Source organism: Pseudoalteromonas 'SMAR', assembly GCF_048515945.1.
Classification (GTDB): domain Bacteria; phylum Pseudomonadota; class Gammaproteobacteria; order Enterobacterales; family Alteromonadaceae; genus Pseudoalteromonas.
Window position 1 is genome coordinate 44,628 of sequence record NZ_JBLWMW010000011.1, and the last position, 25,621, is coordinate 70,248.

Below are 25,621 nucleotides of genomic sequence, written 5' to 3' on the forward strand. Positions count from 1 at the left end.
TTTATTGCCGAATTAACTGCTTATTACTATGGTGTAATAGCGCAGCAACAACACTCAGGTAAACTAGCGCCAATGCCCAAGTCAGCGGCGCTTGGTTATATTCAAGTGCAACGGACTTTATGGCTGAGTGGACTATTAGTACTATCATGCAATTTAATGATAAGGCGAGGGTACTGCGCAATAAACTACCTAGCACGACACAAAGTAAAAACCCTGCTATTGAGCCTGCGAACAGCAGCAAATACTCGCTCAGTTGCAGCCAACCGCTGATGCTACTGCAAACCACCACAACCAGTAACTGATATAAAGATAACGCGATGGCCAGCTTAACAGCAGCCATGTGATAGGCGCGTTTTATTGTCGCCATGTTGGAGTAAATTGGCAGAATATACAGCTGCTCCCAAGACATCTTGGATTGCAGCCTGGCCCAACAAACAAAAATGGCCACCATTAACAGCAGCATGTCTAATAACACCACTACAAAGTCCATTCTCAAGCCGAAATACACCGCAACGATACTCAAAACACCAGCTATAAAAAATACCTGACATGTCTGCACCAACAAGTTACCGGCAAAATAACTTAATGGCATAAATGCTAACCTTAAGCGTTCGGCGAAGCGTTTTGGTGCAAAACTATTGCTTGGCAGCCAGCCTGTTTGAATATTGTTTAAATACACTTGATAGGCTTGATGGTGCCAACGGTTAGCTGTGCTTCTAGTTTTACAAAAATAAAAAGTAAATGCCAAAGTTGCCAAAGATATTAAGGCCAGAATGAAAAGGTGTTCAGACAGCAGCATTGCCAGCAGCAATGCCACCATAAAACAATAACTGTTATGGCGAAAATAGAGACTGTTGTGATAGCAAAGTACATAAAAGCAGCCACCAAAGGCGGTGGCATAGGCGATTGCACTGAGCACCAAAAGCGTAGGTAAAGTAACAAAAGCCAATGCCGTCAAGCTGTAGCCAAGCAGTAAGACCATTTTTGCTTGGCGTAAAATATGCTGCTTTAACGCCGGTATTAGCTCGGCTTGCTCTTGTGCTTGGAGCTTCACTAGCTGCCAACAACATCCCATCCATAATGCGGTCAGGGTGAATACAATAGCAAATATTTGAATGTTTGGCTCTGCTACAAAGCCAATAAATGGCACTAACACCACCCCAAGCAGCGCCGGGACAAAGTAGTTAGCGGCGCCGCATTCACGCAGCCAAAGAGCCGAAAAGCCAGTCCACCAAGTTCGAGTCATCATCCGTGCAGCTCCACAAAGAGTTGTTCGAGATTACTACTATACTGACCTGTTAACGAACCCCAGTCCGCGTCAAGACAGGCTTGATAGATAGAAAACTGTTCGCCATGATGAATATACTCCCCCTCAGGGAGTGCAGCATCGTAGTCCTTCGGTAATAACTTTACTTGCTCTTTTACGCTATCTAATTCGCCATTGATGACAATGCTACCGTCTTTGATGATCGCAATATGACTGGCAATCCGTTCCACATCGGAAGTGATGTGAGTAGAAAAAATCACCCCAGAGCCGGACTCTAGTGCTAAGTCGAAAACATCACCCATAAACTCACGACGGGCGATGGGGTCAAGACTGGAAACAGGCTCGTCTAGCACCAATAGTTGTGGTCGATAAGCCATGGCCATAATCAGCGCAAGGCTTTGCTGTTGGCCAACGGATAAGTTGCTGATCAGGGCACTGCCATCTAAGGCAAAGCGGGTCAGCCACTGTTGTTCTAGCTGGGCATCCCAATTGCTGTAAAAGCTACTGTGTAGTTGCAGTGCATCGACTACTTTAAACCCTTGGTAACCACAGGGTTGCTGTGGCACGTAGCCAATTTTTGCCTTGAGCTGGGGTGATAACGTTTGGCTGCTGACTCCTAAACAGGATACTTCGCCTTCTGATGGTTCTATCAACCCTAATGCTATCCTCAGCAAGGTTGACTTACCAGCACCATTGCGGCCTAGCAATCCTAATACCATACCAGGCTCAAGGCTTAGATTAATATTATTGAGTACTTGCTTGTCATCAAATTGTTTACTGGTCTGAGTGAATTGTAAAAGTGGATTAGTCATTATTGTTGTTCCCAATTCTTTTCAACGAGAGCGATTAAATCAGCCTTGTTAATACCTAGCTGCTTAGCATCAGCAATAAGTGTATTAATGTCTGTGTCTAATAACAAATAAGTAGATGTTGGCGTGTCTTGTTGTGCAACTCGGGTGGGCTGGCCACGACGCCTTTCTAAGTAACCATTATCGACCAGTAAGCCAACGGCGCGTGATACTGTCATGGGATTAACTGCAAAATGTTCAGCCAGTTTTCTCACCGACGGCAGCTCGTCTCCGGGCTTGACTTTGCCGGCTGCAATTAATCTAACAACCTGATCAAATAATTGTTTATAGATCGGTTCTGAACTATTTGGGTTGACATGGATAAGATCTAACATTATTCTAATTCCACTGTATTAATACAATAATACACTGATACACTCACTTAAAGTTAGCATAGTGAGTGAAAGTCAACAAGGAAATAGCCATGAATATGCCATTTAAGTTTAAGAAAAGTATAAAAAAGCTCAAAATTGCTGCATTAGTAATCACTGCAACTTTAAGCTTCAGTGCCAGTGCCGATAGTGACACAGCTTCCGCAGTATCTTTGCAAACCTGTTACGCCGATGGGTTACCTGACCGCGCCAAGTGTGGGGTGATAACGCAACCACTCAATAATAATTCACCGGAACAAACCATTGATATTCATTTTATGGTGATCCCAGCTATTAAGCCTTTGTATCCAGATGAAGCGGTAATGGCGTTTGCAGGTGGGCCGGGGCAATCGGCGATAGAATCGGCTGCGGGCTTCTCTCGCATACTGAAATACGCCAGAGAGAATCGCGATATTATTCTGGTGGATCAACGTGGAACTGGAAAGTCTAATTTATTGCAATGTGAGTTAGACGATTTAGCAACGCAATTTGTGATGAATGACATGGCACTTGGCTTTGACTTAGCAAAACAAGATGCGATTGAATGCCGAGATAAGCTGAACAGTGATTTATCGAACTATACCACCGTGGCTGCAGCACCGGATTTTGAAGCAGTGAGAGCGGCGCTGGGTTATAAACAGTTGCACTTGTATGGTGGCTCTTATGGTACACGTATTGCGCTGGAATACATGCGACAGTTTCCACAACGTGTTGCCAGCTCAGTATTAGATGGCTTAGCGCCAAGTAATCAAAGCCTACTGGCTATTGGGGGTGCCATTGAGGACTCACTCGCAGCTTTGTTTGAGCAATGTCAAGCCGATGCGGTTTGTGCGCAAACGTACCCGAACCTTGAGCAAACCTGGTCACAGTTGCTGCAAAATTTAGAGCAGCAACCTCTAGAGATGACTGTGCGCCATCCCAGAAGCCACCAACCCATTGCTATCACGTTAACCAGCAACAAGCTGTATAGCACGGTTCGCATGGCGCTCTATTCTCATAGCACCAGAGCCATGGTGCCCTTAGCGATTACTCAAGTTGCCAAGGGCAACGTGGATCTGATTGCGGCGATGATGGCGCAAGGTGAAGACATAATGGGCATTGCCCTGGGGATGCACCAAGCAATACTGTGTGGCGAGGACTGGGCAGTACTGAATGACAGTCAAAGAGCGCAGTATGGTAAAACCTTTATTGGCGCCATGATGATTGCGGGCGCTGACGCAACTTGCCCAATTTGGGATGTAACACCGGTCACTGCGGATTATTATCAGGCTGTAAGTTCTGACATCCCCACATTATTACTGTCGGGCGGCTTAGACCCTGCCACTCCTGCTCGGTGGGCTGAAACCGCCATGGTTGAGCTAAGCAATGCGACCCATTTAGTGGCACCATTTGCCACCCACATTGTGGCTGGACAAAGTTGTGGCGATAAGCTCGTAGCCAGCTTTTACGATAATAAGAACACCGCTGATTTTGACACCAGCTGCTTACAAGAAGACCGCCGTAAACAGTTCTTTATGAATATTAATGGCCCAGCGTCTAGCCAAGATAAGGAGTAAATCATGATTAAAGTAGATAACTTAAGCAAAAGAATTGCCGATGTTGATGCCCTCAATGGCTTATCGTTCAGCGCTCAAGATGGCCAAATTACTGGCTTGTTAGGGCCCAATGGCGCGGGTAAAACCACCTGTCTTAGAACCGTTTTTGGCTTACTGCAAGCCGATGAGGGTATAACCACCATCGATGGTATTGATGTGGTAAAGCAGCCGCTGGCGGCGAAACAACAACTGGGTCTTTTTCCTGACCCTTGTGGCTTGTACGAACGATTGACTCCACGAGAATATATTGAGTTTTATGCCAAGCTCAGTGGCATGAGTCAAACACAAGCAGTATCTGCAACCGAGAAGGTGATAGCCAAACTGCAAATGCAAGACATTGCTGATAGACGCTGTAAAGGATTTTCTCAAGGGCAGCGGATGAAAACGGCGCTGGCGCAAGCCATCGTCCATGAGCCCACTAATATTATCCTAGATGAGCCTACTCGCGGCTTAGATGTAATGAGCACTCGCATTCTTAGAGAGCTACTACAACAACTTAAAGATCAGGGCCATTGTGTGTTGTTCTCTAGTCACGTGATGCAAGAAGTGGCGGCACTTTGCGACCATGTGGTGGTGATGACAAAAGGCAAGGTTGTGGCCGAGGGGTCGCCAGAAGCTCTGTGTCAACAAACTGGCAAAGCCACGTTAGAAGAAGCATTTATTGCCCTTATTGGCAGCGATGAAGGAATAGCAGCATGATTAATTTAGTCTCTACCTTATTTAAAAAAGAAATGCTCGATGCCAGTCGAGACAAGCGTTCAGTGATGGCTGGACTGTATTACTGCATTGGTGCCCCGGTACTCATGTGTTTGTTATTCACTGTGATGTTTAAGCAAATGGCGTCTCCAGATGCCCTTAAAATCACCATTAATAACGCCGAGCAAGCGCCCAACTTAGTGCAGTTTTTGGCAACCACTGAAATTACTCAGGGTGAGGGCGATGACACCAAAGCCATCACTTTGGAGATATCACAAAACTATCAAGCAGACATGGCAGCGGGTAAGAGCGCGACGGTCACGATTATCGCGGATAAGTCAGAGCAGAAACTGCAACGCTCTATTCGCCGGGTTGAACGTCAGCTGGCAAAATACAATGCTGAAGTCGCGTCATTGCGTTTACTGGCTAGGGGCATCGATCCTGGACTGATGCGTGCCGTGGATGTGCAAACTCAGGATTTGGCCACGCCTAAGTCTAAAGGGGGCTTTGCTCTGGGTATCGCAACCTTATCCATCATCATCGCACTATTTTACGCGGCAATGGGGCTGGCGATTGATAGTAGTGCCGGTGAAAGAGAGCGCAATTCACTGCAACTGCTGCTTAGTCATCCGGTAAGCCCGTTACAGATTGTATTGGCAAAAGTAGGATCCATTGCCATGTTTGCCACACTGGGGTTAATTTTAACCACTGTGGTGTCTAAATTTGCTTATAACATGGTGCCTTGGGAAATGGTGGGCTTTACGGTGACCATTGGCGCTAAGTTTATTATTGCAGCTGTACTAATAGGTATCCCTATTGCACTCATGTCTGCAAGCTTATTGATATTTATTTCATTCTTGGCGAAGTCGTTTAAAGAAGCGCAGTCTTACGTCACCATGGCGCTGTTTATTCCAGTGATGTTAAGTATGGCCACCACTTATGACATCGCCACAGATGTGATGCAGTGGTTACCAATTGCTGCGCAGCAAAACGCCATGATTGAACTCCTTAAAGGCAACGCATTACCAGTACCACAATTGGCCTTTGCTAGTGTGGTGACCTTGGGGTTATTTGGCTTGTTTACGTATTTAAGCAGCCGCATGCTGAAAAGTGAAAAGGTGGTATTTGGTCTGTAAATTGACATTATCGGCGCCGCTTGGCGCCGTTTTACTGTTTTACCTGAAGCGAAATTGGCGTATAATCTGCGCCCCAATTGAGGCAGCAATACCAAGGGCGTGAGTCGTTGGTGAGTAATTGAGACAGTATGAGTACAGCAGCGAGCACCATGACCGAGCAAGATAACCGCAAAGCAGTGTTAGAGTTTAACAAACTGCAAAAACGCCTACGCCGCAACGTTGGCAATGCCATCAAAGACTACAATATGATTGAAGAAGGCGATGTCGTTATGGCCTGCATCAGCGGTGGTAAAGACTCGTTCGCGATGCTGGATATTCTGCTCAATTTAAAAAAAGCGGCCCCTATTCATTTTGACGTCATTGCGGTTAACCTTGACCAAAAGCAACCTGGCTTTCCAGAGCATATCTTGCCAGAGTACTTTGAAACGTTAGATATTCCTTATTATATCATCGATAAAGACACTTACTCTGTGGTTAAAGAAAAGGTACCGGAAGGGAAAACCACCTGTGGTTTATGTTCACGCTTACGCCGTGGTACCTTGTATTCATTCGCTGAAAAAATTGGCGCGACAAAAATTGCCCTAGGTCACCATTTAGATGACATTGTTGAGACCTTATTCTTAAATATGTTTTATGGTGCGCGGATGAAAGCCATGCCGCCAAAACTGCGCTCTGACGATGGTCGCAACGTGGTGATCCGGCCACTGACCTATGCCCGTGAAAAAGATTTGATGCAATACGCTGAGCACAAAGAGTTTCCGATAATTCCCTGTAACTTATGTGGCTCACAAGAGAACCTGCAGCGGCAGAACATTAAAGCGATGCTGGTGGAGTGGGATAAAAAGACACCGGGCAGAGTGGAAAATATTTTCAAGTCGATACAAAACGTCAGTCCGAGCCAACTGGCCGATAACCAACTTTTCGATTTTGAAACCTTACCCATCGACAGAAGCAGCGAACGTGAAGCGTATGACTTTAACGAAGCTCAAGTGTCTTCTACCAACATCGACGAATCGCTTTTTATTGATGTTACCAACATCTAGGCCAATATAGGCTAGTCAAATTGCACAAAGGCCACTTTATAGTGGTCTTTTTTGTATGTTTTACAACCAAACTGACGATACAGAGGCTTATTTTTGCAAAAAATGCAACTTTATCACCTTTTCATTTTTTAAATGCGGATGATAATGGTTATCATTGTGGTGCGCTTTTATAATAAACTATCTAATTGAAGGCCCTTATGAAACAAGTCTCTGCACTTTCTGCAATTACCCTGGCAATTTTACTGCCAACGACAACGCTTGCCGCTGAACAATCTCAACAACTCAGTGATGAGGAGATTGAGAAGATCACCGTTGTTAGCCGGACACTGAACCTGTACCGCAACGGCGCAACCAACACTGGTAAGCTTGCTGTTGATCCATTAAATTCAACGCAAATGATCACCTCATTAAATGAAAACCTGATCCATGACCTAGGTGCTCGCGATGCCAAAGATCTCTATCGCAATATTGCCGGTGTCAGTCAGTTTAGTTATGCCGGTGTCACTGCGCGGGGGTTTCGACAAGAAGAAATTTATTTTGATGGCTTAAGAGGTGACCCTTATGTTGGCTTTAATGTGCCACAACTGTTTAATGTTGAGCGGGTCGACTTTTTAAAAGGCCCGGCAGGTATGCTTTATGGCCCCGGCGCGCCTGGCGGACTATTTAATTATGTCACCAAAAAACCAGAGCAACAATTCAGTGCCAATACTCGCCTTATCGCCGGCAGCGACAATCGTATTGGTGGCTCAGCTGAAGTAACAGGTGAGGTAGCCGAAGCACAAAGCATCCGTGTCGGCGCTTTTTATGAACAACAAGATACCCATCGCGATAACAGTGCCAGTGAGGTCGCCATTGTTGATACTGGTTACGCTTATGACTTTGCTGATGCTCGTTTAATATTACAATACACCCACTACAGTCAGGATCTTGATGGTAACCGTTTACGCGGCGTACCTGCGGACGATAATGGTGACTTTCTCACCTCACCCTCGTGGAACCATAATGAGCCCAGTGACTTTCTTAATTTACGCTCTGATGTATTACAGGCGAGCTTAAGCGGTGAACTGTCAGCCCAGCTGAGCTATGACGCCACCTTGCGGTATATCGATAATGAGCAAGAGCAAAACTACCATGAACCGCGGATGTTACTGGATATTGACCAAGATGGCGATATTGACTTAGTGGCACGGGAGTTTCGCGACCAACTGCGGGAGCAATCGCAACTGTCTTTTGCGGCCAATTTTGTCTATGAGTCTTCGGCCTTGGGTGCCCAGCAGCGCACCGCCTTTGGCGTTGATCTTTACACTGGCGAAGAAGATGCCTTGCTTGGCGGTACACGGGCATCGCAAGAGCATGTTGAGCGCTATTTAAATGGCACATCGTTAGCGTCTGATATTATTCCATTGTCATTAATGAACCCTAATTATGGTGAAAGTCAGCCAAGTCAGTATGACGTTCAGTTCCGCCCCGAGCGCAGCACAGAGCAGCAACGTAATGGCGCTTACGTTCTCAATGAACTGGCTTGGGATAAGTTTACCTTAGTTGCCGGTGCGCGTTTCGATAAGTTTGAAGATACTTCTAATGGCATCCGTTTTGAGGATGAAAATGTTAGCTTGCGCTTTGGCGCTATCTATAAGGTTAAAGAGAACGTCTCTGTGTATGGTCAATGGGCAGACTCCTATGAACCTCAGGGCGTATCAAGTCAAGATAGCCAGGCGGGCGGGCCTTTCGAGCCAACCACAGGTGAGATTGTTGAGCTGGGCTTAAATGCTGAGCTGTTTGAAGGCAGTAGCTTGCTAAAAGTAGCGGGTTATGAAATCAAACGACAGAATTTATTGCAATCCACAGGTCAAGACCCAGAAGGGGATGGCGTTGATAACCTCGCTGCCATTGGTGAAATCACCAGCAAAGGCCTAGAAGTAGAGCTTATCACCGACATTACGCCAGATTGGGTGCTGAATGTGGCGTATGCCTACAACGACGCGCGTATTACCGCTGATAATGGCGGCGGTGGGATCCGCAATAGTGTGGGGGATAAATTTGCCAATGCCCCTGAAAATCAACTGGGGGTTTGGACTCGTTACCAAGTTCCAAGTTGGAATTTAGCCTTTGCGGTAGGCGGTAATTACGTTGATGAGCAGCTGAGCTTGTCAGGGCAACAGCTGAATTCTTATTTTGTCGCTGATGCTTCGATTATTTGGCAGGTGGATAACTACAGTGTGTTATTGCGAGTCGAGAATGCGTTTGACAAAGAGTATGCTGAATCCGGCTTCTTAAAACGCACCGGCCATTTCCCTGGAGACCCGCGCAGTGCGTTTGTTGAGTTTACCTATCATTGGTAACAACGCATAAAAGCAGATCATTACTTAAGGCTTAAACCCACTGTTTAAGCCTTTTTCTATCTGGGGTAGCAATGAGCAATAAAACACAGCAAAGAAAGTTTTTAAAAAAGTTATATCATCTGCACGCTTGGGTTGGTTTTCAATTGGCCTTAGTGATGTTTGTGATTCTGGCAACCGGCACCATTGCCACGCTGAGTAATGAAATTGATTGGTTAGTGCATGAGCCGATGCGCGCATCCACACCAAGCGAGAAAAGCCATTCGCTTCAAGCTCAAGATTGGCGTGCTATGTATGAGGCAATAAAAGCGCAATACCCAGACAGTAAGGTACTGACTTTAGGCAGTATGGGGGAGGACTATTTCAATTATCGTGCTCGCGTGACTAACGCTCAAGGGCAGGGCCGTTATGTTTATGTCGACCCCTGGACTCATGAAGTGACCGGAGAAACATCGCTGTTAACGGTGCAACGGGTGTTTCGCGATTTGCATCGTTATTTATTTATGCCCGCCTTTCCTGGCCTGCCCATTGTCACCGCATTTGCCTTTATCTTACTCATTTCTCTTTATACTGGGCTTAAAACCACCCGCAACTGGAAAACGGCGTTATGGCGGATCAGAACCCAGCAAGGAGCCAGAATTTTACTCAGTGATCTGCATAAAGTTTTTGGCTTATGGGGAATATGGTTTACCAGTGTTATTATAATTACCAGCTTTTGGTATTTATTTGAATTTGGCGTGCGGGTGGCTGGTTCAAGTCTAGAGCCGAGTGCTCCTACTGTAAACGCCGTGGTAACGCAAAATAGTCCCTCTCGCTTTAGTGGCAGTCAGCTTGAGCAAGGATTCATTCAAGCGCAGCAGAGTATTGATAATTGGACCATCACGGCAGTGCAGTTTCCTCGTGATGACTCCTCAGTGTTACGTTTTAAAGGGGTAGGGGATAATCCTTTACTACGCGAGCGGGCTCACAAAGTGGATTTTCATCCCTACACTTTGCAGCGGCTAAATGTTCAGTACCCAGGTAATATGACCATGGGCAATTACCTTAATGAGTATGCTGATCCTTTGCATTTTGGCTACTTTGCGGGATTAACGTCAAAACTTATCTGGTTCGTGTTTGGTGTTGCCTTGACAGGGCTATCATTTACCGGGGTCTTAATGACTTGGAAACGTACTAAATCGGCAAGACTTACCCGTGCACAGATAGCCACATTGCCCATTTTTGCGCTATCGGCATTTTACTTTGTGTTTTGGATACAACGTTACCTCTAATGGCACCTAACGCGATAGCTTAGAGAGTGGTCGCCGGTGGTTATCACTGAGCACCACATTTTGAGCTTTCTAAAATGAACTCCAGTCTTGATTATTTCGTATAGATGGTTGTTATTTTTTACCTTTTTTAACGCTTAATAGTCACTAAATGGAAATGTTATTGAGGGATTGTCAGCGCACTGAAATATCTGTCAATAGTTCGCTTTATTTACCTATGGTGCTTACTATATAGTTGAAAGGTAACAAATTAGAACTTGATAGCAATTGCTAGGGTGCAGGAGAGACTTCAGTGAGTCGATTACCACAAACACTTAACCTGATGCTGTGTGTCGCGAGTATGGCATTTGGCATTACCAAGGTGGCGGCGCAAGTCAGTTTACCAAAACAGACGTGGCAGGCCAGTGCGCCTTTACCTGTGGCGCTGCAAGAAATTTACCCCACAGTGTTTATGGACCGTATTTTTGTTGGCGGTGGCTTTACTACCTCTGAAATGGAAACCTTTTATGGCTTAGGTCCAACCGATAAAGTTTATTTACTCAACCCGTCGGAAGAAGGCTGGGAACAAGCCCCTTCTTTGCCCGATGCTCGACATCATTTGGGCTTTGCCGGCAATATCCACTACCTCTATGCTATTGGCGGATTTAGCGGCCCTAAAGGCGCCGCTTGGCAACCGCAGTCCTCGGTTTACCGCCTTGACACTCGGGCGGAGGAGTGGGTATCAGCCCCGAGTCTGCCCAGTCCATTGGCTGAGTCAGTTTATGCCACCATTGGTATGAATATTCATGTGATTGGTGGCAAAACGCGTGCCTATGGCAGTGATAAAAATAGCGATAGTACTGCTCACTATGTATTGAAGAATAATGCATACTGGAGTCGTGCAGAGCCGCTGCCAACCCCGAGGAATTCAGCTGCAAGTGTGGTGATTGGCGACAGTATTTATGTTATCGGTGGGCGTGTCAGTGGCGATGCCCCAAAAAACCTCGATACAGTGGAGGTGTATAACAGCAAAAGCGACAGCTGGCGTACTTTATCACCGCTCCCGGTGGCGGCTGCAGGATTAGCCGCCAGTGTTATCGATGGTAAAATACTGGTCACCGGTGGTGAAGCCTTTGATTATCAAAGTGACACCCGCTCGGGTAAGGTGTATGCCTCAGCTTGGCTTTATGACCCTAAATTGGATGAATGGCAATCGTTACCGGACATGCCTTGGCCGCGACACGGTCATGGCCAAGTGACCCACAACGAGATTGTGTATGTCATCGGTGGGGCAGCCAAATTAGGGCCACAAGAAACCTTGTCGAGCACCATGGCATTTAAGTTAAGCGATGACTAATACTTAACACTAAAAAAGGCTTGGTTCAGCCAAGCCTTTTTCATGTGTCCGTGCTCTTTACTCTGCTAATGGCGATTTGTAACCATCCGGCTTAAGTGCTAATACATCGCAGTCTAAACTGTCGATAACGTGCTCAGCGGTATTGCCCACTAACGCAGCACTGAGACCGGTTCTGCCAACCGTACCAATCACCACTAATTCTGCGTCTTTTTCTTTGGCAATAAATGGGATAACGTCTTCGGGTAAGCCTTCTTTCACCACACAGTCTTGCTGGGTTAAGCCATTTTCTTCAGCCAAGGCAAAGGTTTCATCCTCGTGATGTTTCTTAACCGCTTCATTGTACTGTGAAGGGTTAAACTCTGGAATTTCGATGGCGATGTTTACCGGCGTAGCAGGGTAGGTGTTAACTAAGCTGAGCTTAGCGTTAGCCAGCTCACAGAGGAACTTGGCATCAGAAATAATGCGTTTATTTAGCGCCAAGTGTTGCTCATTATCACTCACGGAGTTAACCGCAGCGATAATATTGCCTTGCTCTGGCCATGCATGGTCTTTAACCAATAACACTGGTGCAGGGCACTTGCGGATCAAATGCCAGTCTGTAGGGGTGAAAATCACCGATTTTAAGGTGTCATGCTCGTGGGTGGATTTGATCACTAAGTCATAATCGTGTTCAAGCACCGCTTCGATAATCGATTCATAAGGACGGTTATGCCACACCACCTTAGTGTTAATGGTAATATCCGAAAATGCGTTTATCATGTCATCGAGCCAAACTTCTCTGTCTTTAATGACTGCAGCACGCATGGCTTCACGCTCTTCTCGTGACAGCATGGTGGTCATTTCGTAGGAGAAGTCATAAATAGACATAAAAGCGGTGATCTCAGCACCAGTACGCTTGGCTAAGCTAATAGCGCGTTCAAGGCTATTTTGGCACTCTTTGGTGGGATCAATAACGGTTAATATATTCTTGATTTTATCCACGACTATCTCCTTAACGGCTAATCATCAAAATAGAGTCACTTGGAAATTGTTCGCCAAGTGCTCTATTGAGTGTAACCTATCTTGCCTAAGGTTAAAGTCTTAACAATAAAATCTTTGTTTTAAATCAAGAAGCAATAGCTGCCGCTTCAGCCAGTGCGGCTTGATCATTAATGGTAATAAATTTACCTTCTACCTTAATAATGTCAGCCTTTTGGAAGCGACTTAGTAGGCGACTAATGGTTTCAACCGTAAGCCCTAAGTAATTACCAATTTCGCCACGGGTCATGGTGAAACGGAACTCTTTACGAGAAAAACCGCGCTCGCCAAAGCGATTAGATAAATTAAAAATAAAGGTGGCCAAACGTTCTTCAGCGGTCTTTTTATTAAGCAGCAGCAACATCTCTTGATCGTAATTAATTTCACTGCTCATTAAGCGCATAATTTGCTGGCGCAGTTTCGGTAACTTACCGGCTAATTCGTCTAGGGTATCAAATGGGATTTCACACACCATTGAGGTTTCTAGGGCTTGGGCAAAGCTTTGGTGCTGCATTTTATTAATGGCATCGAAGCCCACCAAATCACCCGCTAGGTGAAAGCCAGTAATTTGTTCATCGCCTTGCTCTGACAATGTGTAGCTTTTAAATGAGCCTGAGCGCACCGCGAAAATTGCATTGAGTTTTGAGCCCGATTCAAATAAGAAATCACCTTTGTGCAGTGGTTTCTTACGTTCAATGATTTCGTCCAATTTATCCATTTCATTGCCATTAAGAGAAAACGGCAGGCAAAGCTGGCTAATGCTACAGTTATTGCAGCTAATGGTACATTGGCTCTTCGAACGATTTTGATTACTTAAGTCCATAAAATTTCCATAAGTCTATGACGCACATCTTGGCAACAACACTGTGTTGCAGCAAGCTCTAGCGACAAAAAAGCCAAGTAACTCATCGCTTGGAACTCCCATTCACAACTAATTAGCTACTTTTTATTTTAGAGCTTGCACTACTAAGCCTAGGTTAATGTACTAGCTTATCAGTTGCAATAATAATTAAATAAACACCATACCATATAAAAATATTCCCCATAACAATACGAGTCACTTGATGATTTATGGTTTTTTGTAACAGTTGTGCAGACTGGCCGATGGCAATGAGAGCAGGAAAGGTACCTAGGCCGAAGGCGAGCATAATTGCGCTACCTTGTATCGCCGTCTGAGCTTGCAGTGTCCAGGTTAATGCTGAGTAGACTAAACCACAGGGTAACCAGCCCCACAGTGCGCCATAAGCAAAGGCTTTGGCAGGAGTGTTGACTGGAACAAGGTGGCGGTTCAACTTCACTAAATGTTGCCAAATTACGGTTTTGGCGAGAGATTCTAGCCATTGCAATGAGCTTGCAAGGCGCATCACGTACACACCCACCAAGATCATAAATACGCCACTCAGTAGCTTCATTGAATGGCCAATCAGGGTATTTTGCTTGGCTAAACTGGCTCCTAACCAGGCAACGAGGGCGCCGGCAATGGCATAGCTGCAGATACGGCCAAGGTTGTACAGCAAGCTGACTTTAATGGCGGAGAGGTTTTTGCTTGCCAACTGCAAGGAGCTGGCAATGCCGCCGCACATGACCAAGCAATGGCCACTGCCAGCCAGCCCCATAATAAAGGCACTTAATACACTGATTTCAGTCATCGCTGGTTTTTTTATCTTCTCGCGGTGGTTGCTGTGATGATCCAGGCTTATCATCATCAAATAAAATACTGTGGCCTTGCTTATTTAAATCCGAAAATTGCTCACTTTTTACTGCCCAGAAAAAGATCCCTATGGCAATGATAACAAACAGGATCGCAATCGGGATTAGGACATAAATAATACTCATATTTTTAATAACCTTAGCGAGTTAGCAATGACGATAATGGAGCTGGCAGACATACCAATAACAGCCAGCCAAGGGGGCACTAGCCCAAGCGCCGCCAAGGGTAAAATTGAGGCATTGTAAAGCAGCGAAATGGTAAGGTTCTGCTTTACAATACGACGGGTTTGCTGTGCCACCTGGCGTAATGCAAGAATGGCATTTAAGTCACTATTAAGCAAAACCACGTCCGCGGTGTTTTTAGAAATATCAGCACCTGTGTCCATCGCCACAGAGAGGTGGGCACTATTAAACACTGGGCTGTCGTTGATGCCATCGCCAACCATGGCCACCACTTCGCCTTGTTGCGACCACTTTTCTACCGCTTGCAGCTTCATCTTTGGCGTACAGGCAGTTTGATAGCTGTCTAATGCCAGCTGCTCTGCTAATTCTTTACCAGCATTTGAGCTGTCTCCCGTGAGCATGTGGCAACTAAGCGTTGATTGTTGTAATTGGCTTACCACCCGCTCGGCATTGTCTTTGACTTTATCGTTAAAATAAAAGTCAGCCACCGGCTTTTGCTCTATAAATAACGTCGCTTGGGCAAAGGAAGCGTGAGAGTTAAACCAGTTACTTTTGCCAAGTGCTATAGGCTGCTGTTGCCAGCGCCCTTGGATCCCCGCGCCTGCAACAACTTCAACGTCTGTAACTAGGTTATCATTGGCGGTTATGTGCGAAAACGCACGTGCAATGGGATGTTCAGAGTAACGCTCAAGTGCGGCGGCCAGTTCAAGGATTTGATCTTCGCTGAGGTCTTTATCAATTAGTTCAACATGTCGTATGGAAAAACGCCCTTCGGTGAGGGTACCGGTTTTATCAAATGCTACTCGGCTGAGCTTAGTTGCCGTTTCGAGCACGTGGGCTTCTTTTATCAAGATGCCTTTTTTGGTTAAGCTTGCCACTGCACAGGTGAGCGCCGTGGGTATGGCTAAACTCAAGGCACAAGGGCAAGTGGCGACGAGTACCGAAATAGTCACCCAAAATGCTTGTTCGGGTGATACTGAGTACCAACCGACGGCAGTGATCGAGGCAAACACCAGCAAACACGCCACAAACCACTGCGCTACCTTATCGGTAATTTCGACTAATTTTGGCCGCTTGGTGAGGGCGTTGTGTTGCAGTCGAATGATTTGATTGAGTAAGGTGTTTTGACCTATTTTATTGATTTCTAGTGTGATCACACCGTCATGATTGACGGTGCCGGCATACACTTGATGGCCCTGAAATTTCTTTACCGGTAAGTGCTCGCCGGTCATCATTGATTCGTCCACTGTGGTGTGGCCACGAATAACCAAGCCGTCGGCCGGAATGGTTTCACCGGCTTTGACCAGAATAATGTCATTGAGCTGAAGTTTTTTAGCCGCAACTGGCTGCTCATTATTGTTGCTGTCGAGTTTTCTTGCAGTCAGCGGCAGCAGCTTTTGCAAGTTGGCGGTAAACTCACTGGCTTTTAAACGGGCACGAAACTCTAAGTATTTACCCAGTAATAGCAAAAAGGTAAACATACAAATGGATTCAAAATAGACCTCACCGACCTCCATAAAGGTGGCGTAGGTACTGGCGCCGTATGCCCCAAAAATGGCCAGCGAAACGGGCAAGTCCATATTCAGTTGCTTGGCTTTAAGACCCTTAATGGCATTGGTTAAGAAGGGCATCGCCGAATAGAGAATAACCGGGGAGGCAAGGACTAAACTAATCCAGCGAAAATACTGTTCAAAATCCTCTTCCATGCCAGAAAACATGCCAAAATACATGGCAAAGGCAAACATCATGACTTGCATGGTCATCAGCCCAGCCACGCCTAATCGGCGGATGTAGGCTTTGGCAACCGCTTGTTTTTGTGCGGCTTCTTCATCGGCTTGGAATGGATAGGCCTTGTAGCCAATTTCCATCAGCGATTTGATGATAGTGCTTAGCTTTACTTTGGACTCTTGCCAAACAATCATGGCGCGGTGGGTTGAGGTATTGACATCAACCCGGACGACACCACCTAACGACAGCAGTTGTTTTTCGATTAACCAGGCACAGGCGGCACAGCTTATTCCTTCGACACTGAGCAAGACTTCTTTATTCGCCCCGCTGGTTTCGACAAAATCTTCTTGTATTTCATCATTATCATAGCTAAGCAGCATTTTTAGCTGCTCAGGGACTAACTCTTCCACTTTACCGGCGCTTTCGGTGCGGTAAGTATAATAGTCGCTCATGCCCTGAGAGATAATGGTTTCTGCTACGGCTTGGCAGCCGATGCAACATACTGGCTGCTGCTCACCTTGAAACGCTACGCTGCCATCAAATCCCTTGGGGATCGGCTCTAAACAATGAAAACAAGATTCTGCCATAGGAACGGTTACTTATACTGCGGTGTTATTGCAATCACATCTTGGTGGGGAAGTTGGAGCTTTTCTTTCATTTTCCAACTGCCATCCATAGGTTCAATAAAAATTGTAAACGCGCCACTGTGGGGCTCATCTAGTAGACCGGTAAACTCATCGCTGGCGTTCTTAGTTAAGATGACAGCAAAATCGTACTTTTCGATGGTGCGGTGGTAAAAAGAGAGCTTTAAGGCATGTACTTTAGAGTAATCGCCTTTGGTAAATTTAAACGACACCTTTTGGTTTTGAACGCGTAAATCGCCATGCAAATACAAAGCTTTGGCTTTGTTGAATTTACTTAATTCCAGGTTAATGGCTTTGCCTTTTTTATAGTAGTCATCTACTACCATGTCGGGGCCGTTGCCGACAGCTAAAGTCACTAACAAGACACAGGCAATGATGGTTGCTAGCGGGAAAAAGATTAAAAACCAGGGCCAAAAATTCTTATACCAAGGGGTCGGGTTCATAGTTGCTCACAGGGCTATAAAACTTGCCGATATTCTACCGTAAGTTACGGTAAATACCTAAAAAAAAGCCTCCAATCGGAGGCTTTTTTGATCTTAAATAAGCTTACAAACTGTGAGTTTATTTTTCCTGAGACAGGCTATAAACGTATGCTGTAAGTAGGTGTACTTTGTCTTCACCTAAGATCTCTTTCCAAGCTGGCATTACACCGGCACGGCCATGACGTAGGGTTTCTTCAACCGCGCGCTGAGAGCCACCATATAGCCAGATGTTGTCAGTTAGGTTAGGTGCACCAAACGGTAGGTTATGGGCAACAGACCCTTTACCGTCCATACCGTGACAGGCAGCACACATAGCAAACTTGGCTTTACCCGCTGCGGCGTCTTTTTGGTTAACGGTACGACCTGATAGGCTTAACACGTAGGCAGTCATTTCTTTGATGCCTTGGTCGCCAAGCGCATCCTGCCAACCTGGCATGGCTGCAACGCGGCCTTGTAATAGCGTTTCTTTGATCTTGTCAGGAGAACCGCCATACAACCAATCATCGTCGGTAAGGTTAGGGAAACCAGTGCCGCCACGAGCATCTGAACCGTGACACTGAGCGCAGTTTTGCGCAAACAAACGCTGACCGATTTCCAGTGCTTCTTCGTTCTTAGCCAGAGCTAATACGTCTTGTTTAGCAAACTCTTGGAAAATAGGACCGAAGCGAGCATCGGCTGCTTCAAACTCTTTATCAAGTTGAACCCACTCACCATTTGCCTTAGCTTTTGCAACGGCTTCCTTAGATTTTTCCAAAGAGGTAACCCCTTGGTTAGAACTGGTCCAGTTCAAAAAGCCTTCATAGTTACCTAAGCCAGGATACGCCGCAAGGTAATATACCGACCAAATAAAGGTTGCGAAGAACATGTAGGTCCACCACTTAGGCAGTGGGTTGTTTAGTTCTTCGATACCGTCAAACTCGTGGCCACAGCTTTCACCTTCTTTGACGCCTGTGTAGTTTTTCAGGTTCCAAAGTAGCAAGCCGAAAATCAGAGCTAGACATGCAAGGGTTAATACAATAACCCAGATACTCCAAAAGCTAGTCATTTTTCAGACTCCTTTTCCTCATTAGAGATAGTGTTGTTGTGTTCTTTTTCATCTTCAAAGATGGCTTTGGCGGCGTCGTCAAAACGGCGTTTTGACCGCTTGCTATAAGCCCATACAACAATCACTATAAACAATATCAAAATTACCAGAGTCAAAATGCCTCTGTATGTGCCGTAATCCATAATAATTACTTCAAGTGTGTGCCAAGTTGCTGTAAGTAGGCGATAAGTGCTTGCATTTCTGTAGCACCTTTGCCGTCGTTCATCGCACGGATTTCATCAACCTGTGCTTGTAGCTCTGCATCATCACCGTAGCCTTTGCCATTGTAGCGGTCAGAAGACTTATCAATGCCAAATGCATCACGGAACACTTGTAATTTCTTCAAAGTATGGGTGGTATCAACTCTGTTGCTATCTAGCCATGGGTAACCTGGCATGTTCGACTCAGGTACTACCGAGCGCGGATCCATTAAGTGGGCATAATGCCAATCATCTGAATAGCGCTCACCAACCCGTGCCAAATCAGGACCCGTACGCTTAGAACCCCACTGGAATGGGTGATCCCAAACTGATTCACCGGCGACTGAGTAGTGACCATAACGTTCAACTTCATCGCGGAAAGGACGGATCATCTGTGAGTGACAGTTATAACAGCCTTCACGAACGTAGATATCACGGCCTTCCATTTCCAGCGCAGTCAGTGGACGTAATCCCTCAACTGGCTTAGTTGTGTCATCTTGGAACATTAGTGGCGTAATTTCTACTAAAGCACCAAAGCTAATCGCGAACACCGTTAGAATAGCCATTAGGCCAACGTTCTTTTCAACGATTTCGTGTTTGTTTGTAGAGTTATTGTTGCTCATACTCACTACCCCTTAAGCCACTTGTGGATTAGCATCAGTAGCTAACTCGCCACTTTTTGCTGAAACCGTACGGTATACGTTGTAAGCCATAATCAGCATACCAGCAACGATGAACACACCGCCTAGGAATCGCATGATGTAGAACGGCTTAGAAGCTTCAAGTGATTGTACGAAGCTGTACATTAAGGTACCGTCAGAGTTTACTGCACGCCACATTAGACCCTGCATAACACCAGAGATCCACATAGCTACGATGTACAGTACAACACCAACTGTGTGTAACCAGAAGTGGGTATTGATAAGCTTAATGCTGTACATGTTGCCGTGACCAAATAGTGCTGGGATAAGGTGATAAATTGCACCGATAGAGATCATTGCAACCCAACCTAGCGCACCAGAGTGTACGTGACCTACAGTCCAGTCTGTGTAGTGTGAAAGGGCGTTAACCGACTTGATTGCCATCATTGGGCCTTCAAAAGTCGACATACCGTAGAACGACAGTGAAACCACTAGGAAACGTAAAATTGGGTCAGTACGAAGTTTGTGCCATGCACCTGAAAGCGTCATGATACCGTTGATCATACCACCCCAAGAAGGCACGAATAGAATCACTGACATTACCATACCTAGAGACTGCGTCCAGTCTGGTAGTGCTGTGTAGTGTAGGTGGTGAGGACCAGCCCAGATGTAAAGTGAAACCAGCGCCCAGAAGTGAACAACCGATAGACGGTAAGAATACACCGGACGGCCAGCTTGTTTTGGTACAAAGTAATACATCATACCAAGGAAACCAGCTGTAAGAAGGAAGCCTACCGCGTTGTGACCATACCACCACTGAACCATGGCATCTACCGCACCGGCGTAGATTGAGTATGATTTAGTCAATGAGATTGGCACAGCCATGCTGTTTACAATGTGAAGAACAGCAACGGTGATAATGAAACCAGCATAGAACCAGTTTGCTACATAAATGTGTGACACTTTACGCTTAATAAGAGTACCAAAGAATACCACTGCGTAAGTTACCCATACCACTGCGATAGCAATATCAATTGGCCACTCAAGCTCAGCATACTCTTTAGAAGAAGTAATACCTAGCGGTAGCGTGATAGCTGCTGCGACGATAATGGCTTGCCAGCCCCAAAATGTGAATGCGGCAAGTTTGTCAGAGAACAGGCGCGTTTGACACGTGCGCTGCACAACATAGTAAGAGGTTGCAAATAGTGCACTTGTACCAAATGCAAAGATTACTGCGTTCGTATGTAACGGACGTAGTCTAGAGTATGTTAACCATGGAATGTCGAAGTTTAACGCAGGCCACGCAAGTTGCGCTGCGATAAATACACCTACACCCATGCCAACAATGCCCCAAATCACTGTCATGATAGCGAATTGGCGTACAACTTTATAATTGTACTCAGTTTGTGATGCTACTGTTTGGCTCATTTTCTGGATTCCGCTGCAATTTATTGCGATTAGAAATGAATTACCTGAATTACAGGCCCTAGTTATATTTCTTCAAGCCCGTCATGTTTTCACTCAAACCCTGAGTGCAAACCTAACCAGCCCGAGAAACCTTTATTTTTGCGAGGAAATAATAATTTTTTTGCTGCTGAAAAGATACCAAAAACACCTAAAATTATGACATCAATCAATTTTTAGCGCGCTTTTTGTATGCTTCTTAAGCGACCTAGCAATTGTCTTTAAACTTGCGTACACTGCGCAGGTTTAAGTTGTGACGGTAACCAGCATGATTGCAAAGCAATTAACCATGGCAATGCTAGGATTTTTCCTCGTGGCCTGTTCAGACCCAACTGCTATTATACATGAACGTTCAGAAAATAGTGAAAGTTCAGTAACAAAAAATGTTTGTTTATCGCAATCCCCTTGTAAACTTTCCGAGCACCTCTCGTTATTCCTAGGTTCCGCAAGGGTTGAGCCCGAAACCGAGTTTGTTATTCAGCTGCAAACTAATACTAAAGTTGAAGTGAAATCGGCGTGGTTAGAAGGGGAAAACATGAATATGGGGCGTATTCCGGTATTTTTTGACGATAGCCTCACAGCAAGTGCCATGGTGGGTATGTGTAGTGACCCTAAGATGCGCTGGTTATTGCGCTTAGATGTGGTCGTGAATGGTCAAGCTCAGCTCTATAGCCAGCCAATCGTAGTGAGTTACCAATGAATAAAAGCGTTTTTATTGAACATTTAAAGTTTGCCTTAGAGCAGCAGTTACTGAATGCCACGGCAGCCGCCAACAGCGCTCGGGCGGACGCGACTCATGAACAAAGCGCAGCAGAGACGCAATATGACTCGCTAAGCATTGAATACGGCTATTTGGCTGAAGGGCAAAGCGAAAGAGTGGATGCCTTGCACCGGGCGCAAAACGAAATAGTGGCACAACTGCAGCTGCAACACAGCAATACCGTAGGGCATAACAGCTTGGTGGAACTGATTGACGAGTCAAATCAATCGCACTGGTTTTACTTGGCTCCATGCGAAGGCGGGTTAAAAGTAGCGTGCAAAGGGCAAACCGTAATGGTACTCACCTTTGCTGCGCCTCTGGGGCAACAGTTACGCGGTTGCCAAGTGGATGATGAATTCACCTTTGCCTTTAATGGTCGTCAACAAAGCTTGTGTGTAGCACAAATTTTATAAAGCGATTGCGCGCTTAAGAAAACAGTTTACGGCGCACAATGCGGCGGTAACTGGTAGGCGACTTTCCCATCTGCTGTTTAAACACGCGACTTAACTGCCCCTGAGAGTTAAAGCCGCAAGCCAGCGCGATATCTTGAATGGATAAATCGCTGCTGGCCAATAACTCCTTCGACATTTCTACTCTTAGCTGTTGTAAATAAGCGACCGCTGTTTGACCTGTGGCTTGTTTGAAGCGCCGATTAAAGGTGCGGTAACTCATATCAAACTGGGCGGCAACACTGGGTAATGACAGCTCCGTTGCGGCATTGTTTTTCAGCCAAAATTGAATGGCGGCGATTTGCTCATCGGCGTGGCGGTCTACGGCCCCTTCAAGATAACGTTGTTCTTCATAAGGTTTTCTTATTTCATGGGAAAAGTTTTGCTGTACGTGGTGAGCGGCGTCAATGCCATAAAGTAATTCAATCAAGTGGACGATGACATCGGCCAAGGCGTTTAAGCTGGCGACGGTATAAATACGCTCTGATTGGGTAATAAAGTAGTCAGGCTTTAAATCAACATTGGGGTACAAAGTGGCAAACTGTTTGGCGAAATGCCAATGGGTGGTTGCAGAGTGGCCATTGAGCAAACCACTTTGCGCCAAAAAGCAAACTCCAGTACCGACTCCAACCAAAGTACTGCCGGCTTCCCAAGCATCGGCCAAAGAGGTGCTAAGCTCAGGGTTACGCTGCACAATGGGGCGTGGGTTGCGCCAAATACTTGGAACAATAATGTAGTCATACAAGGGCAGCGAGCTAAAGTCGCTTTGCGCGTGTAAAGACAAAGCGTTGTCGGTATTCACGGCTTCGCCATCGCTGCTGCAAAGCTCAACGGTTAAAGGCGTAAAGGATGGTTTGCCGTGAACGCGAGCAAACGCTTGACCCGCCTTAAGCATTTCTAGCGGCAAAGTCACACTGGTAACTAACATATGTTGATACAGCACGATAGCAATGCGAGTAGTGGGTTGCATCTGCTCCGACCTCTTTATTGTGGCGAAAAATGTGTTATTAATGGCGCATAATGCAAAAAGTTTAATTTCAATGCAATTAAAATCAATGTCATCATTTTCAATCAGACTTTAGGAATACCATGACTGCATTGCCAATCATTGTCGGAATGGGGGGAATTAACGCCGCGGGGCGCACTTCATTTCATCAAGGTTTTAAACGCATTGTACTTGATAAACTAGACCAAAAATCACGCCAAGAAACCTTTGTTGGCTTAGCCACCTTGATGAACTTAGTTACCTATCATGAGGGCAAACTTGTAGACGTGCAAGGTGACGAAGTCGCAAAGAGTGACATTGAAACGCGATTTGGCGACGCTATCTTAGCAGGCACCTTGATCCGCAAGATTGAAAAAAACCACTTTGATGTCGATGCCACGCCTTGGCAGCAAAAACTTACTATGAACAGCAACGACGGCAAAGAAATTGTCTTTAGTTGTCGTAAGCGTGACTTACCTGAGCCGTTACCAGCGTGTTGGCAGGTCACTGAACTAGATAACAAAACCGTCGAAGTAGTTATCCGTGAGCAGCTAGAAGTTAAGCACCTCAGTCACCGCGACAATCCTATTAAAGCCGCCGGACAGTTACCCAGTGGCTTTGAGCCGGCAACTATGTACAACAGTCGCTACCAGCCCAGAGGCTTGCAGGCGACGATTTTTGCAGCCACCGATGCCATTCGCTCTACCGGCTTGCCTTGGGATAAGGTCATGAACAGTGTGCGCCCGGATCAAATTGGCACTTACTCGGCCTCGGTCGCAGGGCAAATGAACGAAGAAGGCTTAGGGGGGCTGGTTCGCAGTCGCTTGCGTGGTGATAGAGTCAGTACCAAACAATTGGCGTTGGGCCTGAATACTATGTCCACTGACTTTATCAATGCCTACGTTACTGGCAGCGTGGGTACTGCCTTCTCCACCTCAGGCGCTTGCGCCACGTTCTTGTATAACTTGCGCGCCGCCGTCAACGATATTCAAGCGGGTCGTACACGGGTTGCCATTGTTGCCAGTAGTGAATGCGCTATTACCCCTGAGATCATCGAGGGTTTTGGCAATATGGGGGCATTGGCGAATGAGGAAGGCTTACGTAAGCTGGACAACACCGACACGGTAGATTATCGCAAAACCAGCCGACCATTTGGAGAAAACTGTGGCTTTACCATTGGTGAAGGCGCACAAGTGGCTATTCTCATGGATGATGCCTTAGCGCTTGAGCTCGGGGCGCAAATCATGGGGTCGGTGGCGGATGTTTTCGTTAATGCTGACGGCGTGAAAAAATCCATTACGGCACCGGGGCCTGGTAACTACATCACCATGGCAAAATCTGTGGCGCTGGCGCAAGAGATAGCAGGAAAAGAAGCACTGGCAAAACGCAGCTTTATTCTGGCCCATGGCTCCAGTACCCCGCAAAACCGCGTGACTGAGTCATTAATTTACCACAAGCTAGCGGAAACCTTCAGTATTAATGGCTGGAAAGTGGCGGCACCGAAAGCCTATGTGGGTCATACCATTGCACCGGCTTCTGGCGATCAATTGGCGATGGCATTGGGGGTATTTGAATACAATATTATGCCAGGGATCACCACCATTGATGCCGTGGCCGAGGACGTTCACAGTGAACATCTCGATATTCGTACCGAGCATTATCAGTGTGACGAAATGGACATTGCGTTTATTAATTCCAAAGGCTTTGGCGGCAACAACGCCACGGCAACGGTGTTTTCTCCAAAGTTGACGAAACAGCTGCTAAGCAAACGCTATAGTGCCCAGCAGTTTGCCGACTACCAACACAAGCTTGGTGAAACTCAGGCACGTCAAAGCAGCTACCAACAAGCCGCTGATTTAGGCCAATACCAGCTTATTTATCGTTTTGGTGAAGGCATGGTGGATGAGTCTGCATTAACCTTAAGCGAGCAAGAGCTCACTATTCCAGGGTTTGAGCAAGCCATTAAACTGTGTGAGCATAATCCTTATAGCGATTTACTGTAATACATAATGTTAAGCAAGCAAGGCGCACAGGGAGTGCGCCTTTTTTATGTCTAATTGCAAAATAGGCTAGGCGACAAGGCGCTTTTGTGGCTGCTAGAAGTAGGTATTATGAGCTAGTGTATACTGCGTATTGAGAGGGGCTGCTGCAAGCGAAAGATGCGGCGCCCACACCCTTAGCTGCGCAAGCTCACGATCCCAATATACTTGGCTGGATGCTTGGCTTCCCGCTGCCAAAAAGCAAGCGCATCACTCAGCCGGATAGTCATTTTTCTAGTTTTCCGAAATTGCACTGGTCGGTTTGTCATATTCGTGAATTGTAGCCCACTAACGGCGTATCCAGCCATTGCGGACTTTTTATCAGCGAAAAAGTGA

General features: G+C 46.1%; 24 protein-coding genes. 10 read left to right on the forward strand and 14 right to left on the reverse strand.

The annotated features are described in order from the left end of the window. Position 1: 1 nt before the first annotated feature. The 3 genes from ACNKW2_RS06875 to ACNKW2_RS06885 are packed head-to-tail and all read right to left on the reverse strand — an operon-like array spanning position 2 to position 2,450. A complete protein-coding gene (locus ACNKW2_RS06875) occupies positions 2-1,249 on the reverse strand; it encodes a hypothetical protein (protein WP_419147893.1) in 1,248 nt (415 codons plus the stop codon). Further along, on the reverse strand, positions 1,246-2,079 hold the full coding sequence (locus tag ACNKW2_RS06880) for an ABC transporter ATP-binding protein (RefSeq protein ID WP_419147894.1): 834 nt from the start codon (positions 2,077-2,079) through the stop codon (positions 1,246-1,248). Before ACNKW2_RS06880 ends, ACNKW2_RS06875 begins: the two co-directional genes overlap by 4 nt. After that, on the reverse strand, positions 2,079-2,450 hold the full coding sequence (locus tag ACNKW2_RS06885) for a GntR family transcriptional regulator (RefSeq protein ID WP_419147895.1): 372 nt from the start codon (positions 2,448-2,450) through the stop codon (positions 2,079-2,081). The genes ACNKW2_RS06880 and ACNKW2_RS06885 overlap by 1 nt, the downstream gene beginning before the upstream one ends. 65 nt (positions 2,451-2,515) lie before the next feature. Between ACNKW2_RS06885 and ACNKW2_RS06890 the strand changes: the two genes are divergently transcribed. The 7 genes from ACNKW2_RS06890 (at position 2,516) to ACNKW2_RS06920 (ending at position 11,899) form a co-directional block, all read left to right on the forward strand. Continuing rightward, complete coding sequence (locus ACNKW2_RS06890) at positions 2,516-4,042, forward strand: alpha/beta fold hydrolase (protein ID WP_419147896.1); 1,527 nt, start codon at positions 2,516-2,518, stop codon at positions 4,040-4,042. A 3-nt stretch (positions 4,043-4,045) separates the two neighbouring features. Beyond that, positions 4,046-4,780: an ABC transporter ATP-binding protein gene (locus ACNKW2_RS06895; RefSeq protein ID WP_419147897.1), complete on the forward strand. Its 735-nt coding sequence runs from the start codon at positions 4,046-4,048 to the stop codon at positions 4,778-4,780. After that, positions 4,777-5,913: an ABC transporter permease gene (locus ACNKW2_RS06900; RefSeq protein ID WP_419147898.1), complete on the forward strand. Its 1,137-nt coding sequence runs from the start codon at positions 4,777-4,779 to the stop codon at positions 5,911-5,913. The genes ACNKW2_RS06895 and ACNKW2_RS06900 overlap by 4 nt, the downstream gene beginning before the upstream one ends. Before the next feature lie 149 nt (positions 5,914-6,062). Beyond that, complete coding sequence (gene ttcA / locus ACNKW2_RS06905) at positions 6,063-6,956, forward strand: tRNA 2-thiocytidine(32) synthetase TtcA (protein WP_419147935.1); 894 nt, start codon at positions 6,063-6,065, stop codon at positions 6,954-6,956. A gap of 197 nt (positions 6,957-7,153) precedes the next feature. Further along, the gene (locus ACNKW2_RS06910) at positions 7,154-9,298 is read left to right on the forward strand and encodes a TonB-dependent siderophore receptor (protein ID WP_419147899.1); all 2,145 of its coding nucleotides are present in this window, start codon (positions 7,154-7,156) and stop codon (positions 9,296-9,298) included. A 71-nt stretch (positions 9,299-9,369) separates the two neighbouring features. Next, on the forward strand, positions 9,370-10,566 hold the full coding sequence (locus ACNKW2_RS06915) for a PepSY-associated TM helix domain-containing protein (protein ID WP_419147900.1): 1,197 nt from the start codon (positions 9,370-9,372) through the stop codon (positions 10,564-10,566). A gap of 289 nt (positions 10,567-10,855) precedes the next feature. Next, positions 10,856-11,899, forward strand: a complete 1,044-nt coding sequence (locus ACNKW2_RS06920) for a Kelch repeat-containing protein (RefSeq protein WP_419147901.1) — start codon at positions 10,856-10,858, stop codon at positions 11,897-11,899. A gap of 57 nt (positions 11,900-11,956) precedes the next feature. Here the strand turns inward: ACNKW2_RS06920 and uspE are convergent, their stop codons facing one another. The 10 genes from uspE to ccoN form a co-directional block, all read right to left on the reverse strand. Next, on the reverse strand, positions 11,957-12,880 hold the full coding sequence (gene uspE / locus ACNKW2_RS06925) for a universal stress protein UspE (RefSeq protein ID WP_419147902.1): 924 nt from the start codon (positions 12,878-12,880) through the stop codon (positions 11,957-11,959). A gap of 124 nt (positions 12,881-13,004) precedes the next feature. After that, positions 13,005-13,739, reverse strand: a complete 735-nt coding sequence (locus ACNKW2_RS06930; RefSeq protein ID WP_419147903.1) for an FNR family transcription factor — start codon at positions 13,737-13,739, stop codon at positions 13,005-13,007. A gap of 154 nt (positions 13,740-13,893) precedes the next feature. Then, entirely contained in the window at positions 13,894-14,565 is a 672-nt protein-coding gene (locus ACNKW2_RS06935; RefSeq protein ID WP_419147904.1) for a sulfite exporter TauE/SafE family protein, read from the reverse strand. Then, positions 14,558-14,752 (reverse strand): cbb3-type cytochrome oxidase assembly protein CcoS, encoded by a 195-nt coding sequence (gene ccoS, locus ACNKW2_RS06940; RefSeq protein WP_419147905.1) that lies wholly within the window; start codon positions 14,750-14,752, stop codon positions 14,558-14,560. Before ccoS ends, ACNKW2_RS06935 begins: the two co-directional genes overlap by 8 nt. After that, positions 14,749-17,124: a heavy metal translocating P-type ATPase gene (locus ACNKW2_RS06945; RefSeq protein ID WP_419147906.1), complete on the reverse strand. Its 2,376-nt coding sequence runs from the start codon at positions 17,122-17,124 to the stop codon at positions 14,749-14,751. Before ACNKW2_RS06945 ends, ccoS begins: the two co-directional genes overlap by 4 nt. An 8-nt stretch (positions 17,125-17,132) precedes the next feature. After that, complete coding sequence (locus ACNKW2_RS06950; protein ID WP_419147907.1) at positions 17,133-17,624, reverse strand: FixH family protein; 492 nt, start codon at positions 17,622-17,624, stop codon at positions 17,133-17,135. Positions 17,625-17,742: 118 nt separating this feature from the next. After that, positions 17,743-18,708 carry a cytochrome-c oxidase, cbb3-type subunit III gene (gene ccoP / locus ACNKW2_RS06955; protein WP_419147908.1) on the reverse strand — a complete coding sequence of 322 codons (966 nt, stop codon included), beginning with the start codon at positions 18,706-18,708 and terminating at the stop codon, positions 17,743-17,745. Next, complete coding sequence (locus ACNKW2_RS06960) at positions 18,705-18,890, reverse strand: cbb3-type cytochrome oxidase subunit 3 (protein WP_336566033.1); 186 nt, start codon at positions 18,888-18,890, stop codon at positions 18,705-18,707. The genes ccoP and ACNKW2_RS06960 overlap by 4 nt, the downstream gene beginning before the upstream one ends. A 5-nt stretch (positions 18,891-18,895) precedes the next feature. Beyond that, positions 18,896-19,570, reverse strand: coding sequence for a cytochrome-c oxidase, cbb3-type subunit II (ccoO, locus tag ACNKW2_RS06965; protein ID WP_336566034.1), 675 nt, complete (start codon positions 19,568-19,570; stop codon positions 18,896-18,898). A gap of 12 nt (positions 19,571-19,582) precedes the next feature. Next, entirely contained in the window at positions 19,583-21,016 is a 1,434-nt protein-coding gene (ccoN, locus tag ACNKW2_RS06970) for a cytochrome-c oxidase, cbb3-type subunit I (RefSeq protein ID WP_336566035.1), read from the reverse strand. 289 nt (positions 21,017-21,305) lie between these two features. Between ccoN and ACNKW2_RS06975 the strand changes: the two genes are divergently transcribed. Further along, positions 21,306-21,752 (forward strand): hypothetical protein, encoded by a 447-nt coding sequence (locus ACNKW2_RS06975; RefSeq protein WP_419147909.1) that lies wholly within the window; start codon positions 21,306-21,308, stop codon positions 21,750-21,752. Further along, complete coding sequence (locus ACNKW2_RS06980) at positions 21,749-22,225, forward strand: transcription elongation factor GreAB (RefSeq protein WP_336566037.1); 477 nt, start codon at positions 21,749-21,751, stop codon at positions 22,223-22,225. The genes ACNKW2_RS06975 and ACNKW2_RS06980 overlap by 4 nt, the downstream gene beginning before the upstream one ends. 13 nt (positions 22,226-22,238) lie before the next feature. Here the strand turns inward: ACNKW2_RS06980 and ACNKW2_RS06985 are convergent, their stop codons facing one another. After that, positions 22,239-23,231, reverse strand: coding sequence for a GlxA family transcriptional regulator (locus ACNKW2_RS06985; protein WP_419147910.1), 993 nt, complete (start codon positions 23,229-23,231; stop codon positions 22,239-22,241). Between the two features lie 119 nt (positions 23,232-23,350). Here ACNKW2_RS06985 and ACNKW2_RS06990 point away from each other — a divergent pair, with 119 nt between their 5' ends. Then, the gene (locus ACNKW2_RS06990; RefSeq protein WP_419147911.1) at positions 23,351-25,249 is read left to right on the forward strand and encodes a beta-ketoacyl synthase; all 1,899 of its coding nucleotides are present in this window, start codon (positions 23,351-23,353) and stop codon (positions 25,247-25,249) included. Positions 25,250-25,621 lie beyond the last annotated feature (372 nt).